This is a genomic window from Longicatena sp., assembly GCF_982403165.1.
In genome coordinates this window covers 1-18,196 of the sequence record NZ_CEVYEL010000049.1, presented here as the reverse complement: position 1 = coordinate 18,196, position 18,196 = coordinate 1, and the positions used below count along the sequence as shown (strand labels likewise).

Annotated in this window: 19 protein-coding genes and 1 other annotated feature; of the genes, 18 read left to right on the top strand and 1 reads right to left on the bottom strand. The window is 37.4% G+C overall.

The annotated features are described in order from the left end of the window. Positions 1-254: 254 nt before the first annotated feature. Positions 255-707, bottom strand: a complete 453-nt coding sequence (locus AC1VS3_RS10230; protein WP_008688746.1) for a DUF1307 domain-containing protein — start codon at positions 705-707, stop codon at positions 255-257. A 259-nt stretch (positions 708-966) separates the two neighbouring features. On the opposite strand from AC1VS3_RS10230, the gene mnmA reads away from it, so the two are divergent. From mnmA to AC1VS3_RS10140, 18 genes are all read left to right on the top strand, one after another. Continuing rightward, a complete protein-coding gene (gene mnmA / locus AC1VS3_RS10225; protein ID WP_008688744.1) occupies positions 967-2,130 on the top strand; it encodes a tRNA 2-thiouridine(34) synthase MnmA in 1,164 nt (387 codons plus the stop codon). After that, the gene (locus tag AC1VS3_RS10220) at positions 2,117-2,827 is read left to right on the top strand and encodes a CPBP family intramembrane glutamic endopeptidase (RefSeq protein ID WP_008688742.1); all 711 of its coding nucleotides are present in this window, start codon (positions 2,117-2,119) and stop codon (positions 2,825-2,827) included. Before mnmA ends, AC1VS3_RS10220 begins: the two co-directional genes overlap by 14 nt. A gap of 15 nt (positions 2,828-2,842) precedes the next feature. After that, positions 2,843-5,014, top strand: coding sequence for an SF1B family DNA helicase RecD2 (gene recD2 / locus AC1VS3_RS10215; RefSeq protein WP_008688739.1), 2,172 nt, complete (start codon positions 2,843-2,845; stop codon positions 5,012-5,014). A 47-nt stretch (positions 5,015-5,061) separates the two neighbouring features. Beyond that, entirely contained in the window at positions 5,062-5,238 is a 177-nt protein-coding gene (locus tag AC1VS3_RS10210) for a hypothetical protein (protein ID WP_008688737.1), read from the top strand. A 24-nt stretch (positions 5,239-5,262) separates the two neighbouring features. Next, positions 5,263-6,354: an AI-2E family transporter gene (locus AC1VS3_RS10205; protein ID WP_008688736.1), complete on the top strand. Its 1,092-nt coding sequence runs from the start codon at positions 5,263-5,265 to the stop codon at positions 6,352-6,354. Between the two features lie 102 nt (positions 6,355-6,456). Continuing rightward, positions 6,457-6,656 (top strand) — a binding site (T-box leader). Continuing rightward, the gene (gene alaS / locus AC1VS3_RS10200; protein WP_008688733.1) at positions 6,637-9,318 is read left to right on the top strand and encodes an alanine--tRNA ligase; all 2,682 of its coding nucleotides are present in this window, start codon (positions 6,637-6,639) and stop codon (positions 9,316-9,318) included. Its footprint overlaps the feature before it by 20 nt. A gap of 61 nt (positions 9,319-9,379) precedes the next feature. Then, a complete protein-coding gene (locus AC1VS3_RS10195) occupies positions 9,380-9,640 on the top strand; it encodes an IreB family regulatory phosphoprotein (RefSeq protein WP_008688731.1) in 261 nt (86 codons plus the stop codon). After that, entirely contained in the window at positions 9,640-10,062 is a 423-nt protein-coding gene (gene ruvX, locus AC1VS3_RS10190; RefSeq protein ID WP_008688729.1) for a Holliday junction resolvase RuvX, read from the top strand. Before AC1VS3_RS10195 ends, ruvX begins: the two co-directional genes overlap by 1 nt. A gap of 25 nt (positions 10,063-10,087) precedes the next feature. Beyond that, entirely contained in the window at positions 10,088-10,345 is a 258-nt protein-coding gene (locus AC1VS3_RS10185; protein ID WP_008688727.1) for a DUF1292 domain-containing protein, read from the top strand. Next, entirely contained in the window at positions 10,326-11,393 is a 1,068-nt protein-coding gene (mltG, locus tag AC1VS3_RS10180) for an endolytic transglycosylase MltG (protein ID WP_008688726.1), read from the top strand. Before AC1VS3_RS10185 ends, mltG begins: the two co-directional genes overlap by 20 nt. A gap of 13 nt (positions 11,394-11,406) precedes the next feature. Beyond that, entirely contained in the window at positions 11,407-12,039 is a 633-nt protein-coding gene (gene udk, locus AC1VS3_RS10175; protein WP_008688724.1) for a uridine kinase, read from the top strand. Between the two features lie 26 nt (positions 12,040-12,065). After that, entirely contained in the window at positions 12,066-12,542 is a 477-nt protein-coding gene (greA, locus tag AC1VS3_RS10170; RefSeq protein ID WP_008688722.1) for a transcription elongation factor GreA, read from the top strand. Positions 12,543-12,782: 240 nt separating this feature from the next. Then, the gene (locus AC1VS3_RS10165; RefSeq protein ID WP_008688720.1) at positions 12,783-13,253 is read left to right on the top strand and encodes a ComEA family DNA-binding protein; all 471 of its coding nucleotides are present in this window, start codon (positions 12,783-12,785) and stop codon (positions 13,251-13,253) included. Next, on the top strand, positions 13,250-15,202 hold the full coding sequence (locus tag AC1VS3_RS10160) for a ComEC/Rec2 family competence protein (protein ID WP_008688718.1): 1,953 nt from the start codon (positions 13,250-13,252) through the stop codon (positions 15,200-15,202). The genes AC1VS3_RS10165 and AC1VS3_RS10160 overlap by 4 nt, the downstream gene beginning before the upstream one ends. A gap of 5 nt (positions 15,203-15,207) precedes the next feature. Beyond that, positions 15,208-16,161, top strand: coding sequence for a DNA polymerase III subunit delta (gene holA, locus AC1VS3_RS10155; RefSeq protein ID WP_008688716.1), 954 nt, complete (start codon positions 15,208-15,210; stop codon positions 16,159-16,161). Between the two features lies 1 nt (position 16,162). Next, positions 16,163-17,365, top strand: a complete 1,203-nt coding sequence (locus AC1VS3_RS10150) for an L-serine ammonia-lyase, iron-sulfur-dependent, subunit alpha (RefSeq protein WP_008688715.1) — start codon at positions 16,163-16,165, stop codon at positions 17,363-17,365. Positions 17,366-17,383: 18 nt separating this feature from the next. Further along, the gene (gene bilS / locus AC1VS3_RS10145) at positions 17,384-17,884 is read left to right on the top strand and encodes a flavodoxin family protein BilS (protein ID WP_008688714.1); all 501 of its coding nucleotides are present in this window, start codon (positions 17,384-17,386) and stop codon (positions 17,882-17,884) included. A gap of 25 nt (positions 17,885-17,909) precedes the next feature. Next, positions 17,910-18,167, top strand: a complete 258-nt coding sequence (locus AC1VS3_RS10140) for a GIY-YIG nuclease family protein (RefSeq protein ID WP_017144642.1) — start codon at positions 17,910-17,912, stop codon at positions 18,165-18,167. Positions 18,168-18,196 lie beyond the last annotated feature (29 nt).

Genomic DNA, 18,196 nt, shown 5'->3' with positions numbered 1-18,196 from the left:
AGGTAGGAAGACCTGTTCTGAGAAGGACAGGTTTTTTTCTATATAGAGAAAGAAACCTAAACACATTCCTTATGTGAGGAACCCCTTCTCATATTATTATGAGTTTGCAATATAAAAAATTTGAACGGTATTGATTTAAGTTTTCAAATGAGAGTTAGAAGATTATTCAATGATCATTGGTAAATAGTTATTTAACAAATAGAAAAAAGATTCCCCATGAGGAATCTTTTTGAGACTATCTTATAGTGAATGGATTATTTACAAGTAGCTCCCTGTTTTTCTGCTTGTTTTACAGTGTTTTTCAAAGACATGTCCGTATCACTACCAAAGCCAAATTTCTTCAGTGAACTGCTGTCTGTCTTTGTGAAATCCATATTGATTTTTACAACAATATCTTTATCCTTAAAGTCGAAAGATACTTTCATACCATCATCTTCTTTAATTCCCAAAGATGATTCTAACTGTGTCTGCATCATTTTTTTCTGATCATCAGACAGTGTACTAAGATCAACACCACCTAAAGCAGAAGCAGGTACCGTTACATTCATGTCAGCAGTTTTGATTTCATCATCTTTTGCGTTGAATGTTGCAGCTAACGTCATACCATTTTGTGTAATACTGCAAGTTTTTGATTCTGATTTGTTACCACTTCCGCCACATCCGGCTAATAAAGTGACAACACATAAGCAAGCTAATAATTTTTTCATACGTTTTTTTCTCCTCGTCTTCATAGTAACATAAATATTCTATCATAAGATTTTTATGTGTTAGTATTTTAACATAATTTCACATACTGTACAATCTATTTTAATGTTTATCTGGAAAACTCGTAAAAAATAACCAAATTTTATGATAGTTTGTCAGAAAATTTATATCTTACAAGGATGACTGGCTTTTTCGCGTTTAATGTGGTATAACTTTCATTGAAATCCTTAATATATAAAGATAAAAGAAATGGTGATGAAAATGGCACAAAAGGTATTATTAGGTTTATCAGGCGGCGTGGATTCTGCCGTTGCCGCTTATATTTTAAAAGAGCAGGGTTATGATGTAACCTGTGCATTCATGCGCAATTGGGATTCATTTGCCAATAATGATATTATGGGAAATCCTACGATTCAAGATGATGTATGCCCGCAGGAGCAGGATTACCTTGATGCAAAAGCTGTCGCAGATAAGCTAGGACTTCCTTTATTGCGGGTGGATTTTGTAAAGGAATATTGGGATAATGTATTTACGTATTTCTTGGATGAATATCAAAAAGGGAGAACACCCAATCCAGATATTTTATGCAATAAATATATCAAGTTTGATGCATTCATGAAATATGCCAGAAAACTGGGGTTTGATATTTTAGCAACGGGACATTATGCACAGGTGGAACACACACCTTTATATAGCCGTATGTTACGTGGCGCTGATTCAAATAAAGATCAGACATATTTTCTTTGCCAGGTTTCTCAAGATGCATTAGCACACGCATTATTCCCAATCGGTAATTTGAATAAAGCAGAAGTTCGTGTAATTGCACAGAAACTTGAATTAGAAAGTGTAGCTACTAAGAAAGATTCTACGGGTATTTGTTTTATTGGAGAACGTAATTTTAAAGAGTTTTTACAAAATTATTTACCAAGTCAAGATGGTGATATCGTTGATATTCATTCATTAGAAGTAATTGGTCGTCATATCGGGGTTTTATATTATACGATAGGGCAGCGAAAAGGATTAGGTATTGGTGGTAATAAAGGCCCATGGTTTGTAGTAGGTAAGGATGTACATAAAAACATTCTGTATGTGACCAATGGAAATGAAAAAGACTGGTTATATTCTACTAGTTGCATTGTATCTGGCGTGAATTGGCTGCGCCCGCATAAACCAGAAAACGAATATGCATGTACTGCAAAATTCCGCTATCGTCAACAAGATCATGAGATATCTTTACAGTTTATTGATGAAACAACCGTTCTTGTATGCTATCCACAAGGTGTGGCTAGTGTTACCTGTGGACAAGAAGCTGTCTTTTATGATGGTCAAGAATGCTTAGGCGGTGGTGTCATTGAAGAGGTTTTCTGTGATGGTATCAGTATGCAGAAAAAAATAGAGGAGCATGTAGCCCATGGAAAAAACTAATATGAAACATCTTTCCTCTACGCGCTGTATCCTTTTATTACTTTTCTATTTTGTTGGTTATACGTATTTGTTACCACGGATATTAACGGTTTTAACCTTAATGGTGGATCCGCAAGCAACAACCTTTAACATTCCTATTTCCGTTGTGTCTTATGTCATGATTATGGTTTTTGTTATTTGGGTCGCAAAGCCGATTTGGCTGGATTCCATTTTACAATTCAAAGCGAATTGGAAAAAATATTTACCTATGATTTTTGCACTTGTATTTCTTACGGTTATGGCAAATTATATATTAAATATCTTGGTAAGTATCATCACTCAGACAGGGGATAGTGAAAATCAAAAAGTTATTGCCGAGAACGCTATTGTTGCTCCGGCTTTTACGATTTTTTCTAGTGTGATCTTTGCGCCGATCGTTGAAGAAACCATTTTTCGTGGTGGTGTTTTTACATGTTTACGCTCACGTGTATCTTTCAGTTGGGCAATGTTGATCAGCTCCTTTCTCTTTGGCTTTATCCATATCATGGATTCTCTTATCGAAGGGAATTTCACGGATGTGACATATCTGTTTCTATATACTGGTATTGGTCTTGTTTTAGCTTATGGGTATGAAAAAAGCAATTCCATTATCGTTAGTACAGGGGTACATATGTGCAACAATATTCTTGCTATCCTTTCTTTGTTTTTAACATTATAATGTAAGGAGGCCATAATGGAAGAAGAACTGATTTTAGAGGCAAAACTGCTGCATACGATATTTTATAATGAGGCAAATGGATATGCTGTTGGTAAATTTATAACCTATGATGCGAATGAAGAAGATTTTATCGCTACAGGTTTCTTTCGAGAATTACAGGAAGAAGTTATTTACCGTCTACATGGCAGTTATGTAGATCATCCTCGTTATGGTATGCAGTTTCAGGTAAAAGCATATGAAAAAGTCATGCCACAGGATGATGAGAGTTTAATTCGTTTTTTTGCAAGTTCTTTATTCCCGGGCATTGGAAAACAGAGCGCTAAGCTCTTAGTAGAGACTTTAGGGCCAAATGTCATTGAACGAATCAAAGAGGATGAGCAAGTCTTATTACAGATACCATCCTTTACGCCTAAAAAACGCCAAGTTATTTTAGATGGAATTCATGAACATGATGATGTTGATGATACGACTTTTTTCTTTACTCGTTTTGGTATCAGTGTCCGCAATATCATGAAATTTGAGGCAAAGTATGGGCAAGAGGCGGTTGCCCTTATTAAAGAAAACCCTTATCGCTTGATTGAAGAAATTGATGGTATAGGTTTTAAGACTGCTGATAAATTAGCACAGGAGCTATCTTTTGGATTAAATCATCCCTACCGTATCAAAGCTGCTATATTGTCTATGATATTGGAGATGTGCATGGCGAGTGGCGATACTTTTGTGACTACTGAGGATTTGACAAAGCGTGTTGAAAAAGAGTTTAAAGATGTAGATTTGTCTTCTTACTTAGATGAATTGGCAAAAGAATTTCTCATACATAGAGAAGAGGAGCGAATCTATCACCATACACAGTATGATAGTGAAACAGGTATTGCTGCTTTTTTGGCAATGTTTCCTTTTGAAGAACAAGAACCAACTTTAAAAGAAGAACTCATGCAAGACATGGAAGAGTTGGAACAAACATTACACATACAATATGAGGAGAGACAGAAAGAATCCATTCTTACGTTTTTTGCGCATTCCTTTTCAATTTTGACAGGAGGACCTGGTACTGGTAAAACAACGATTGTCCAAGGTGTTTTAACGCTTTATAAACAGCATTATCCAAATGATGTAATTGCTGTATGTGCACCAACAGGAAGAGCTGCTAAACGTTTGAGTGAGCTTTGTGGTTGTAATGCTACTACGATTCATAGTTTATTGCGTTGGGATTTAGAATCGAATACCTTCTTGGTGAATGAAAAAGAACCATTGCAATGTGATTTGCTGATCATTGATGAGTTCAGCATGGTGGATCAATGGTTGTTTTATAATCTTTTAAAAGCTTCAAAACTAGTAAAGAAAATCTTGATCATCGGAGATGAGGATCAATTGCCAAGTGTTGGATGTGGTAGCGTATTAAAAGATCTGATTGCTTGTGAACAATTTGCCGTCACTCGCTTGCATAAAATATTTCGTCAAAGTGAGGGAAGTGATGTGATTGCGCTTGCTCATGAAATACGAGAAGAACAGATTACAGTATTAGATTATGCTAAAGACATTGCCTTTTTTGATGCGCAGAATTATGAAGTGCGTGACTTGGTTGTTCGTATTGTTGCCAATGCTTTAGAAAAAGGCTATGAATCAAAGGATATTCAGGTGTTAGCTCCAAAGTATGGAGGGGTAGCCGGAATTGATGCTTTGAATAATGCTTTACAAAAAATGATGAATCCTTCAACAGCTCATAAACGAGAACTAAAAGTTGGCTATCGCATCTTTCGTGTGGGTGATAAGGTCTTGCAACTGAAAAATCAGCCCGAAGATGAGGTGTATAATGGTGATATTGGAGAAATTGTAGATATCGCTTATGCTTCTGAAAGTGTAGGACAGAAGCATCAATTACTTGTTGATTTTGATGGTATCATGGTGGAATATAGCAATGAACAGCTATATAATATTACCCATGCATTTTGTATTTCCATTCATAAAGCACAAGGCAGTGAATATCCCATTGTTATCTTGCCAATTGTTTCAGAATATGCCTATATGATGAGCAAGCGCTTATTATATACCGCAGTTACTAGGGCGAAGAAAAGTCTTGTTTTATTGGGAGAGCGTGATATGTTACATAAAGCGGTAACACGCAAAGAACGTCATCAGCGTAATAGCACCTTAGAAATGCGAATTCGCAAATTGTTTCATGCATAACTTCATCAAAGCTTACCATACTAGATGTGTAAGAAGGAGTGATACGCATGAACAAATGTTTAGGTGCTGCCGTTATGGGATTTTTAATGGGTTTATATCTTGGCTATATGAAAGATGAGGAAATTGAGGATCTTTGTCATCAGTCAAAAAAAGCTGAGAAGAAAATGAAAAAGAATTACCATAAGGCGATGGATCAAATTTGTGATTGTATGGATTTGGATTAACCCCACGAATGGGGTTTTTCTTTTATGAAACAACGATATGAACGAATATTGTTTCATGCGAAACAGCTTCTTCCTTGCTTAGCATGTATCTTTCTTTTGCTATTAATTATTAAACAATTGGCATTAGATGCATGGTTAGCTGCTATTTATCGTGCTTTTTTACCTATTCTAAGTGGTGTATTATTAGCTTTTTTCCTTCAGCCAATCATTGATCGAGTACAACAAAAATTTTCTTTAAAGGTCAGTGTAATGTTAGTTTATATTGGCTTGTTGGCGATTCTAGGTGCATTTTTAGCTGTTTTATTACCTTTGTTGTATCAACAGGCGCTCGAGTTGGCACAACTTGTCCCACGATGGCTGCAACAGTTGGAAGGCTTTTTAAAACAACATCATATTGCGTATGACAATTTGAAAACGCTAAAGCAAAATTATATGCAGGAAGGGTATATAATAGCAATAGATTCAGCAAAAAGTGTCATTGACACTTTAACGGACTATGGTATTGCGTATATTATTGCGTTCTTTATTTCCATCGATATGGATTTTTGGAAACGTACAGCAAAGAAAATAGTACCAAATGTAACACGGGTTGCGACTTTTTATCATACGCTGAGCAATATCATTTATCAATATTTGGCAGGCACCATGCTAGATCTTTTATTCATTATTGTCAGTGTCGGGATTGTCTTAAGTCTTTATCGTTTTCCAAATGCTTTACTCTATGCTATGATTTTGGCATTGTTAAATTTATTTCCTTATGTTGGAGCTACTTTAGGGCTTATCTTAATAGCAGCCGTAGCAGCTTTACATTATGACCATTACCCATGGATGATGTTTTTCATCGTCTGGAGTATTCAACAGATAGAATCTAATATTATCCAGCCTTTGATCTTTAATCGCACTATGAACGTACGACCGCTGTTAACGTTTGTCTTTATTTTTATATCGGATGCTTTTTTTGGTGTCATAGGTGTGATATTATCCCCTATTTTTGCGGCTGTAGCCCAAATCGTTTTCCGCAGCTATCTGCATTCGAAAACAAGTGATAAGGTAGGAGAATGGGAAGACATCTGGCGAGATTTTGATGAAGTGATGGCAGAGGAGACAATACCATGATATTTGCGATGGTAGTATGCAGTGACGAAATTCATGATGAATGATAATCGTGTGAGAATGGCTTGCGTGTAAAATAAGAATTTGTTATAATAGCGAAGGAATAAAAAAGCGTAGAAGAAGAGGAGTACATCCCTGCTGCGGCATAGAGAGAAAACGGAAGGTGGAAGTTTTCGTGTCAGGATGGATGGAAGGCTGCTTTGGAGCTTTTCGCGAGAACATCGGCGTTAACGATGATAAGTAAGGTGTGCTTTCAGTGAAAGTGAACCGGGATGGTACCGCGTAATGATGATTGCGTTCCTGGATAAGGAACGTTTTTTTATGCTTAAGGAGGAAGTTGACATGAAAAATTTAACAGGTAACCAGATACGACAACTGTTTCTTGATTACTTTAAGAAACATGGACACATGATTGAACCAGGCGCTAGTCTGATTCCTCACAATGATCCTACTTTGTTATGGATCAATGCCGGAGTTGCGGCGTTAAAGAAATATTTTGATGGAACAGTGAAACCGGAATGTCCAAGAATTGCCAATGCTCAGAAATCTATTCGTACAAATGATATTGAAAATGTTGGTAAGACGGCACGTCATCACACCTTTTTTGAAATGCTCGGTAATTTTTCAATTGGGGATTACTTTAAAAAAGAGGCAATTCATTTTGCTTGGGAATTTTTAACTAGTGAAGAGTATATTGGTTTTGATAAAGATCGTTTGTATATCACGGTGTATATTGATGATGAAGAAGCATATGATATTTGGACAAACGAAATTGGTGTGGATCCTTCGCACATCTTAAAAACAGCGGATAACTTTTGGCAAATCGGAGAAGGACCATGTGGACCGGATACGGAAATCTTCTATGATCGTGGGGAAGCATATGATCCAGAAGGACTGGGTGAAAAACTGTTTTTTGAAGAGATGGAAAATGACCGCTATATTGAAGTCTGGAATAATGTCTTTTCTCAGTTTGATGCCAAAGAAGGAGTTGCACGCAAGGATTATAAAGAATTGCCACAGAAAAACATTGATACCGGTATGGGATTAGAGCGTTTGACCTGTTTGGTGCAAAATGGTGAAACTAATTTTGATACCGATTTATTCTTGCCGCTTATTCATGCATGTGAACAATATACGTCCATGCGTTATGAAGATGCTGAAAACAAAATGGCGTTTCGTGTTATAGCGGATCATATCCGTACCGTGACCTTTGCGTTAGCGGATGGTGCATTATTCGCCAATGAAGGACGTGGCTATGTGTTACGCCGTGTCTTACGCCGAGCTGTTCGTTTTGGCAGAAAATTGAAAATTGAAGGTGCCTTTATGTATAAGCTGGTACCGGTTGTTTATGAAATCATGAAAGACTTTTATCCATATATCGAAGAAAAAATTGATTATATTGAAAAACTGGTAAAAGCTGAGGAAGAACGTTTCCATGCTACACTGGCAGATGGTGAAAAATTATTGCTGGATGTTATGGAAAAAAATAAAGATAATAAGTTATTGGATGGTGTGACGGCTTTTAAGTTGTATGACACCTATGGGTTCCCATTAGAATTGACATGCGAGATAGCAGAAGAAAGTGGATATCAAGTAGATGTGCAAGGCTTTGATGAAGAGATGAAAAAACAGCGCGAGCGTGCCCGCAATGCTCGTGAAGATGTGGAATCTATGTCTAGTCAGTCAGCAGATTTAATGGCCTTTACACAAGATAGTAAGTTTATCGGTTATGATGAAAGAACATGTGATGCACAGGTCATAGCTTTATTTAAAGATGGTAAGCAAGTGGATGCTATATCTGATGAAGGCGATATCATCTTAGACACAACCGTCTTTTATGCGGAAAGTGGAGGCCAGATAGGGGACAGTGGCAGCTTTATGGGGGATGCATTAGGCCGTATTGTCAATACTGTGAAAGCACCACATAAACAGCATTTACATAAGGTTGTTATAGAAGAAGGATGTTTGCATGTTGGCAGCAAGCTGCAACTGGCAGTGGATAATAAAAAACGTGATATTATCACCAGCAATCACTCTTGTACACATTTATTACAAAGTGCTTTGAAGAAAGTTGTTGGAAATCATATTCAACAAGCTGGTAGTTTTGTCAGTGATGAATATCTACGCTTTGACTTTACACACTTTGAAAAGGTAAGTGTGCAGCAGTTAAAGGAAATTGAACAACTGGTAAACCGCTTTATCAGTGAACATCATCCTGTAAGTAAGGTGGAAATGCCGATTGAAGAAGCAAAGCAAAGCGGAGCTACCGCATTGTTTGATGAAAAATACGGGGATGTTGTCCGGGTTGTTACAATGGGCGATGTGTCAAAAGAATTCTGTGGTGGCTGTCATGTAAATAACACACAGGAAATTGGTATATGCAAGATTATCTCTGAGGAAAGTATTGGTAGCGGTATCCGCCGTATTACGGCAAAGACAGGCTATAGTGCTTATGAAGACTTTGCTGCGGAAGAAAAGACACTGCGTCATATAGCAGATGATCTGAAGATGAAGAGTATTGTCAATGTAGATACGAAAGTAGAACAAGTGTTGCATGAAAATGCGCAGCTGAAAAAGGAATTGGCTGCTTTGCAAAGTGAGATGTTCACACTGAAGGCGAATGAATTGATCCATGAGGTGAAAGAGTGCAATGGTCGTCATGTATTGATCAAACGCATGGATGGTGCTGACGCTAATGCGTTAAAAGATATCGCTAGTACCATCAAAGCACAAAAAGAACATGTAATAGTCTTTTTAGCAAGTGTTTGCAACGATAAGGTTGTATTTGTTGCTGGCGCAGATAAATTGGCTGTGGCTGATGGTATTAAGTGTGGCGATTTGGTAAAAGAGGCAGCAATGCTTTGTGATGGCAAAGGCGGAGGAAGAGCAGATCTTGCGCAGGCCGGTGGCAAAGATGTGACGAAAGTGGATGAAGCCGTGGAATTCATTAAAAATAAACTGTCTTAGGGTTTCAATTTTATAGAAAATAGGATAAAATGAAAGAAAGATAAAAAAAGGAGGTAATACGATGAGAGATATTACAGAGACGATGTCTTTTAAATCAGATGATTTAAAGCGTGACAATATCAAGCATGTATTACGTGTCGTGAAGGAAGCGTTGGATGAGCGTGGCTATAATTCGGTGAACCAGCTGGCCGGATATCTTATCAGCAATGATCCTGCATACATTTCTTCCCATAACAATGCCCGCAGCATTATCCAAAGCGTAGAGCGCTATGAAATTATTGAAGAGTTAGTGCGCGCTTATCTGGAAGATGATCAGCATTGATGCGAATCTTAGGACTTGATCTTGGTTCACGTACATTGGGGGTCAGTGTGAGTGATGCCTTAGGGATGATAGCACGTCCCGTCGAAACCATACGTTTTGAACAGGATGATTATGATTCCGCTTTGACGCAGATAAAAAAATACATCGATGAATTTCAGGTAAAAAAGGCAGTGCTGGGATTGCCTAAGCATATGAATGGAGATGTCGGTATTCGCGGGGAGATTTCCATCATGTTTAAAGAAAAACTAGAAACCTTAGGTGTGGAAGTGATACTTTGGGATGAACGTTTGACAACTGTTGCAGCTGAACGCATTCTTATCAGTGCAGATGTATCCCGCAAGAAGCGCAAGAAAGTTATTGATCAGATGGCTGCTGTTCAGATTTTACAAGGCTATCTAGATAGAAATCATCAGGGGCTGTAAAAGCCCCTTTCTACAGGAGGATATAATGTTAGAAACAAATACGATGTTTGTCACAGATGAAAGTGGCAATGAAAAAGAAATGGAAATTTTATTCACATTTGAAGATGAGGAAAAAGGACGCAAATATGTAGTGTTTGCGGATCCTGAAGATGAAGGAGAAGAGGTTTTTGCCTCTGCTTATGATGATGAAGGCAATCTGATGCCGGTTGAAACAGATGAGGAATGGCAGATGATCGAAGAAGTGATAGGAGCGTTCCAAGAAGATGAAGGCGCTGAAGAATAAGAAGATTCTGATACCTGCCATCCTTGTTATTATCTGTTTGGTTATTGGTGTCACAGCCTTTTCTATGTATACCGCAAAGCTAAAAGCTCCATCAACCACACCAGAAAAAGTCATCTTTGAAGTAAAAGAAGGCGAAGGTAATGCGTCTGTATTAGACAAGTTGGAAAAAGCTGGATTGATACAGGATGTACAGGCAGCAAAGCTGTGCATGAAACTGCAAGGCTTGAATGACATCAAATTTGGTGTCTTTACATTGGATCGTTCTTGGGATACAGAAACGATTTTAGAAAACTTGAATGATGTTAAAAAAGCAAAGCAAAATGAAGTGATGATTACGTTTAAGGAAGGTATGTGGGCGAAAGATATTGCACAGTCATTGCAACACAAGCTAGGTGTAAATGCAAAGAATTTGTTAAAACTGTGGAATGATGATACCTATCTTAAAGAACTTATGAAGACATATCCTTTTTTGACAAAGGATATCTTAAACGATAAGACACGAGTGAAACTGGAAGGCTATTTGTTCCCGGAAACGTATACGTTTGCAAAGGATGCGGATGAAAAGGAAATTACCAAAACATTTTTGGATCATTTTCAAAAAATCTATCAGAAATATGAAAAGGATATTGTTTCCAGTAAATTCACTATGCATGAAATCCTAACTCTTGCCAGTATGGTTCAATATGAGGCAAGTACGAAAGAGGATATGCAATTGATTGCCGGTGTTTTCTTTAATCGCTTAGATAAAGATATGATGTTACAATCCAGTGTTACCGTATGTTATGCATTGTATGATGATCTAACAAGTGGAGAAGACTGTGAAGTGAATCCGGATATTGATTCCTTATACAATACATATAAGTATAAAGGCTTACCGATCGGTCCGATTTTAAATCCGGGAGAAGATGCAATACAAGCCGTTTTGCATCCGACAAAGAGTGATTATCTGTATTTTGTTGCGGATGTATATGGCGATGGTAAAGTTCATTATGCGAAATCTTATGAGGAACAGTTACAGAATCAAGAAAAGTTCCATTTGAATAAATAAGAAGGTGTATGTGATGAAAAAAACGATTGTAATCGGAATAGCCGGAGGCAGTGCTTCAGGTAAAACATCGATTTCACAGCAGTTGAAAGATCGTTATGAGAACACTCAGTCCGTCGTCATTATCCGACAGGATGATTATTATAAAGATCAAAGCGAGAAGACGATGGAAGAGCGTGTAAAAACGAATTACGATCATCCTTTTGCTTTCGACAATGCTTTATTAGTAAAACAGTTGAAAGAGCTGACTATGGGCAAGGCTATAGAAAAACCAACCTATGATTTTGTTCAACATACCCGCTCGCATAGCATTGAGCATATAGAACCAAGTGATGTTATTGTCATTGAAGGACTGTTTGTTTTGGAAAACGAAGATTTACGTAATTTATGCGATATTAAGATTTTTGTTGATACTGATGCAGATATTCGTTTTATACGTCGCTTGTTGCGTGATGTAAAACAGCGAGGCAGGACATTAGAGTCAGTTGTTGAACAATATACAAGTACGGTAAGAGATATGCATAATCTGTTCATTGAACCAAGCAAACGCTATGCAGATGTCATCATCCCAGAAGGGGGTCACAATATGGTGGCGATTGATTTGTTGATGACGAAAATAAGTAGTATTATTCAGGAAAACGTGGTATAATACCATGTGACGATAGGAGTGAAAATATGGCAGACGAAAAGTTTTATGTAACCAAAGAAGGGTTAGATGAACTCTTAAAGGAACAGGATAATCTGATCCATGTAGTACGTGATGAAGTCATTTTAGAATTACAGGAAGCTCGTGCACAGGGTGACCTTAGTGAAAATGCCGATTATGATGCTGCTCGTGACCATCAGGCACGTGTAGAAGCTAGAATTCGTGAGCTTGAAGCAATGATTGCCAATGCCGAAATCATTGAAGGCGATAAAGAAACAAGTAGTAAAACAGTAGGTTTAGGTTCTACCGTAACAATTAAAGATCTTTCTAGTGAGGAAGAGGAAACGTATACGATTGTTGGTTCTATAGAAGCTGATCCACTAAATGGAAAATTGTCCAATATTACCCCTTTAGCAGTTGCTTTGTTGGATAATAAGCTGGGTGATATTGTTGAGGTTTCTAATGTGGAAGAACCTTATAAGGTTAAAATCGTTAATTTGAAGTAATCGATGTATGAAAAAGCAGGTTTTCTGCTTTTTTTCTGCTATTTTAGTACTGCAAAAAAGATGATTCATTTATGTTTTATAAAAGAATTTAAGCGTATAGGAACGTTTTGATAATAATGCTATTTCTATATTATACTATTGAAAGATTGAGAATACCTGTTTTAGATATACGGGTATCTTTTTTATAATTTATTACGGAAAAAGCCTGTTTGTGTCGTATAGCTAAATGGAGGGATCTATATGAAAAAGACAGGTATCTTTTTTAGTGTTTTATTTTTCTTGTTTTATTATGAACGTTATGAAGTCATAGATGTTCGTAATTATCAAAGTGCTGTAAAAAGTGTGGAAGTGAAAGGTGAAGTACAGCATCCAGGTGTCTACCAATTAGAGCGTCATGCGAATGTGGAAAAAGCCATAAAAGCAAGTGGAGGATTAACCAAGCAAGCAGATATCAGTGGTTTAAATCTGACTATGGATATAGAACATCACGGTGTTCTTGTTGTACCCTCAAAACATAGGATCACAAAGATTTCCATCAACGCCGCAACGCTAGAAGAGTTGGACACTTTGCCGGGGATTGGTCCTTCGATTGCACAGCGTATCGTTGAATATCGAAAACAAATGCCTTTTCAGACTTTAGAGGATTTGAAACAGGTAAAGGGAATTGGGGATAAATTGTTTGATAAAATAAAGGAGCATATTTGTTTATGAAGGGCATATGGTTATGTATTGGCTGTATTGTCCTTATATTTAGCTGGCTGCCCGTATACAGCAGTTTCTTCTTTCTGGTGGGTGCTCTATGGTTTCTTCATAAACGATTTCATCGAGGAGAAATCATATGTCTGGTGTTTTGTTTGCTGGTATTTGTAAGAATTCAGCGTTTGTCTGATGTGCATGAAATTTCTTCTCGTATCGTGAAGATACAAGAAATCAAACAAGGATATATGATTGGGGCTAACAAAGAGGGAAGATTTTTACTATATGGATTGAAAAAGGTATCTTTTGATGATGTAGTAGAATTGCGTGGAACTTATGAGAAAATCGATAGTATACATAATTTGGGACAGTTTCATTTTGCGACATGGGCAAAACGTAAAGGAATGGTATATTGTATGAATGTAAAAAGTTATACTCTTATCAAAGAAGGGACTACGTTACGTCATCGATTATATGCCAATATTGAAACAAAAGATGTTGCGATTCAGCAATTTTTAAAAGCCATGCTGTATGGTATTCATGAAGAAGAAGTATCTTTTTTATTGCTATCCAGTGGTATGCATATTGCTTTTTTATCACGGTTTCTTACAAAGCGAATGGCACGCAAATGGGGATTTGCCAAAGCCCATAGGCTTACACTTCTTTTAATGATGGGGATGAGTTATCTTACTGTTTTATCTTCCTCTATCTTACGCGTAGTTTGCTTTTCGCTTATCTCTGGCCTTTTTACCAATTTTGATGAGAAAGATACGCTTGGTATATCAATGATTTTTACCATTTTGTTAGCGCCTTCTATGGCCTATGAGGTTGCTTTACTGATTCCTGTATGTTTTCGCCTGGTTTTTATGTTTCATGTCGCAAAGCGTAATAAAAAAATAGTTGGCATGTTGGTGCTTTTTCCAGCACAGATGTGGTTTTATCATACATGTGATCCGCTGCAAATGGCTCTGTTTTCCTTTCTGCGTAAAGTCTATGCTATTCTCTATGTACTGGCATGGCTGCTTATCCTACCGGCAACAGAATACCTGTTTTTGCTGATACAATGGATGTTAGCAGCATTGCGCCTAATACAGCAGATTTCTTATCCGTTGTATGGCAGTGTATCTATCCTTTGGTTAATTTTATGGTGTTTATCAGCAATGCGGTATATTTCCTATGTACATTGGAAGGATAGTCTTACCCTATGTTTGCTTCTTGTTATATTTTTTATACGTCCCTACCTTTCGCCGTTTGCTTCGGTTACGATGCTGGATGTTGGACAAGGCGATTGTACGCTTATTATTACTCCCTATCACAAAGAAGTTATCTTGATTGATGTTATGGGACATAAAAAGAAAAATATTCCAAAAGAGATTATTGTTCCGTATTTGCATGCCCAAGGGATTTATCATCTTGATAAGATCATTGTGACACATGCCGATATGGACCATAGTGGTGGTGTTGCACAGTTGCAAGAATTAATGCATGTTGATGAAATTATCGATCATAAACAGCTGGCAAAACAACAGGAAACACCATGGATGAAGTTTTTTCTTTTAGATTATGAGGGTGAAGATGAAAACGATAATAGTATTGTTACGATGCTGCGTCTGTATGATACCTCCTTTTTATTTATGGGTGATCTAGGTATAAAAGGCGAACAAAAATTATTGCAGCTATATCCTAAATTAGAGGCGGATGTCGTAAAGATAGGGCATCACGGCAGTAAGACTAGTTCTGCAACAGCTTTTTTACATCAAGTGCATCCAGCCCTTGCACTAATATCCAGTGGCCGACATAATTTTTATGGACATCCTCATCAAGAAGTGTTGGATGCTATGGAAAAAGAAGGTATCTTACCACTTATAAGTGCAAGACATGGTGGGGTTACAATAAAAATTTGTAAATATTTTCGTTTTTTCAAGACGGCTGAGCAGCAATTTGGTATAATATTACCTAGGTGATAAGCATGAATTATGTCTTGTATGGAGAAGAACAGTTTCGTTTGAAAAAAACATTGCAAACGATCATCAAAGAATATATAGCAGATGGCGATGAATTAAATACCGTTCAATACGATGCCTTGCAATGTGATCTGGAAACGATCCTAGAGGATGCTATGACGATTCCTTTTTTCTCTGCCTATAAGATTATTCTTGTTTATCATGCAAATTTTTTATCCGCTGCCAATGATACAGGAATTGATCCCAATGGATTAGAAAATTATGTGAAACAACCGATGGAAAGTACGGTGTTAATTCTGATTGGTGATTTCGCGAAATTAGATACACGCAAAAAAATCATTAAGCTGATTCAAAAAAATTGGAAGGTATTAGAATTTCGCAAGCTGGATGATCTCGGTAAGCAAAGTTGTGTGAAAGAGGAAATACAGCGCCGACAGTTGCATGTAGATGCACAGGCCATGCAAGAATTATTGAAACGATTACCACTGGATATGGAAACCATTCATTCTGCATTTGATAAATTGCAGCTTTATGGTGGTGATATCACGCAGGATGTGGTTGCTCATTTAGTAGCCAGACCGTTAGAAGAGGATGTTTTTGAGTTGGTCAATGCGGTGGTGGAGCAGGATGTTCGTAAAGCCTTTCGCATTTGGTGCGATTTGTGTGTCGTTAATACCGATGCCATTTATCTGATTGCCCTGTTAGCATCTCAATTTCGTTTTCTGTTTGAAGTAAAAACCTTGATGATGCAAGGGGAATCCAAAGATGGGATCAAAGATATATTACATGCACATCCATACCGTATAAAATTAGCTATGCAGAGTGTGCAGAATTTATCCGCTTCTTATCTGATGAGCATGTTGGCAAAGTTAGCAACACTGGATCAGAAATTAAAAGGCGGTTTACTGGATAAAAAAATGGGATTTGAAATGTTTTTATTAGAATTGCAAGGAGCTTAATATGAAGTCATTAAAAGAACTATATCGGATTGGTCCAGGACCATCCTCCTCACATACATTAGGACCACAGCGTGCCTGCCGTTTATTTCAGAAACGTTATCCTATGGCACATCATTATGAAGTTGAACTCTATGGTTCTTTATCCTTGACGGGAAAGGGACATTTAACAGATGCTATCATTATGGAAACGATGAAACCTAAAGCATGTTTGGTGTTTTTCAAGAATAAAAAAGATTTAAAGCATCCCAATACCATGCGCTTGATTGCTTTTGATGAAAAGAATCAGGAAATTGGGGATATGATTGTGTATTCAATTGGTGGTGGAGCAATTCGTGTTGAAGGAGAAACAAGTAATGAAGGAAAGGATGTTTATCCGCATCATTTTCTAAAAGATATTTTAGAATATTGTGAAGCCCATGCAATGGAATTATGGGAGTATGTCAATATGTTTGATCCCTTAGGTGATTATATGGATAAGATCATGGATCAGATGATCAAAACGGTTGATGGTGGTTTACAGAAAGAAGATGTCTTACCAGGCGATCTGCATTTAAAACGGATAGCAAAAGAATTAAAGGAACAGGCAGATGAATGCAAAAGTGCTGTGGAAAAAGAAAAATTATTGTTGTGTGCATATGCATATAGTGCCAGTGAGGAAAATGCTGGTGGCAGTATTACCGTTACGGCACCAACGCTAGGCAGCAGTGGTATCTTACCTTCTTTGGTATACTATTACCATAAAAATTTGGGGTATTCCCGTGAATGCATTCGTAATGGTTTGAAAATTGCTGGTTTATTCGGCAATTTAATTAAGGAAAATGCGACGATATCTGGTGCACAAGGAGGATGTCAGGCAGAAATTGGTGCTGCTGTTTCAATGGGGGCGGCTATGGTGGCATATTTTCGCGGAGGAAGCAGTTCCCAAATAGAATATGCGGCAGAAATCGGCATTGAACATCATCTTGGTTTAACCTGTGATCCTGTCGGCGGATATGTTATGATTCCTTGTATTGAACGTAATGCTGTAGGAGTTCTTAGAGCAATGGATGCAGCTATTTTAGCGCAAAGCATCTGTAATGTCAGAGAACATAAGGTCAGCTTTGATATGGTCGTAAACACCATGAATTATACTGGACGCAAGATTGCTTTAGAATTAAAGGAGACAAGTCTTGGCGGTTTAGCAAGCGTCGTACCGATTCGTTAAGAAAGGAAGTGCTTTAAGATGAAGTCACTGATTGTTTATTCCAGTGCTACTGGAAACACTCGAAAATTAGCAGAAGTATTTGCTAATGAAATCGAAGATGCAGAATTACTGAGTATTCAAGATGTCAAAGTATCCATGTTAAAAAACTTTGATATGCTTTATTTAGGTTATTGGGTGGATAAAGGTGATTTAGATGCAGCCAGCGCAAAGTTGGCAGAGCATGTGCAAAATGCTAAAATTGTCTTATTTGGCACATTAGGGGCTGCTGATAATTCCGAGTATTATACCATGGTCAAACGACGCATTGAAACGCATTTTCAAGATGCCAAACTGTATGGGCATTTCTTATGCCAGGGGAAAGTACAAGAATCTGTGATTGCACGTTATCGTCAAATGATAAAAGAACATCCCGATGATGTACATATGCAGGAACAGCTTAAAAATTATGAGAAGGGAAGAACTCATCCAGATGAAACGGATTTACAAAAAGCCCGCGATTTTGTCCGTTCCATCACCTAAAATTCCATATGAAGATGGCTTTTATGTGTATTTACTGCGTTGCTGTGATGAATCTTTGTATTGTGGATGGACAACCAATTTACGGAAACGCTTTTATGATCATGTTATGAAAAAAGGTGCAAAGTATACAAAAGCACATCGCCCATTGGAGTTGTATTATTTTGAATCCTGTGAGGATGCAGCCAGTGCTCGTAAACGAGAATATGCAATAAAACAGCTAAGCAGAAGGGAAAAATTGGCATTAAGAAATATTAAAAAAGAGGCTGTAACGAATAAGAAATAGCCTCACAAATAAAAATACGTCAAACTCAT

Excerpts from the sequence above, each read along its gene's own strand:
- AC1VS3_RS10230 (WP_008688746.1), bottom strand. The coding sequence starts at position 707 with ATGAAAAAATTATTAGCTTGCTTATGTGTTGTCACTTTATTAGCCGGA.
- mnmA (WP_008688744.1), top strand. The coding sequence starts at position 967 with ATGGCACAAAAGGTATTATTAGGTTTATCAGGCGGCGTGGATTCTGCC.
- AC1VS3_RS10220 (WP_008688742.1), top strand. The coding sequence starts at position 2,117 with ATGGAAAAAACTAATATGAAACATCTTTCCTCTACGCGCTGTATCCTT.
- recD2 (WP_008688739.1), top strand. The coding sequence starts at position 2,843 with ATGGAAGAAGAACTGATTTTAGAGGCAAAACTGCTGCATACGATATTT.
- AC1VS3_RS10210 (WP_008688737.1), top strand. The coding sequence starts at position 5,062 with ATGAACAAATGTTTAGGTGCTGCCGTTATGGGATTTTTAATGGGTTTA.
- AC1VS3_RS10205 (WP_008688736.1), top strand. The coding sequence starts at position 5,263 with ATGAAACAACGATATGAACGAATATTGTTTCATGCGAAACAGCTTCTT.
- alaS (WP_008688733.1), top strand. The coding sequence starts at position 6,637 with ATGATGATTGCGTTCCTGGATAAGGAACGTTTTTTTATGCTTAAGGAG.
- AC1VS3_RS10195 (WP_008688731.1), top strand. The coding sequence starts at position 9,380 with ATGAGAGATATTACAGAGACGATGTCTTTTAAATCAGATGATTTAAAG.
- ruvX (WP_008688729.1), top strand. The coding sequence starts at position 9,640 with ATGCGAATCTTAGGACTTGATCTTGGTTCACGTACATTGGGGGTCAGT.
- AC1VS3_RS10185 (WP_008688727.1), top strand. The coding sequence starts at position 10,088 with ATGTTAGAAACAAATACGATGTTTGTCACAGATGAAAGTGGCAATGAA.
- mltG (WP_008688726.1), top strand. The coding sequence starts at position 10,326 with ATGAAGGCGCTGAAGAATAAGAAGATTCTGATACCTGCCATCCTTGTT.
- udk (WP_008688724.1), top strand. The coding sequence starts at position 11,407 with ATGAAAAAAACGATTGTAATCGGAATAGCCGGAGGCAGTGCTTCAGGT.
- greA (WP_008688722.1), top strand. The coding sequence starts at position 12,066 with ATGGCAGACGAAAAGTTTTATGTAACCAAAGAAGGGTTAGATGAACTC.
- AC1VS3_RS10165 (WP_008688720.1), top strand. The coding sequence starts at position 12,783 with ATGAAAAAGACAGGTATCTTTTTTAGTGTTTTATTTTTCTTGTTTTAT.
- AC1VS3_RS10160 (WP_008688718.1), top strand. The coding sequence starts at position 13,250 with ATGAAGGGCATATGGTTATGTATTGGCTGTATTGTCCTTATATTTAGC.
- holA (WP_008688716.1), top strand. The coding sequence starts at position 15,208 with ATGAATTATGTCTTGTATGGAGAAGAACAGTTTCGTTTGAAAAAAACA.
- AC1VS3_RS10150 (WP_008688715.1), top strand. The coding sequence starts at position 16,163 with ATGAAGTCATTAAAAGAACTATATCGGATTGGTCCAGGACCATCCTCC.
- bilS (WP_008688714.1), top strand. The coding sequence starts at position 17,384 with ATGAAGTCACTGATTGTTTATTCCAGTGCTACTGGAAACACTCGAAAA.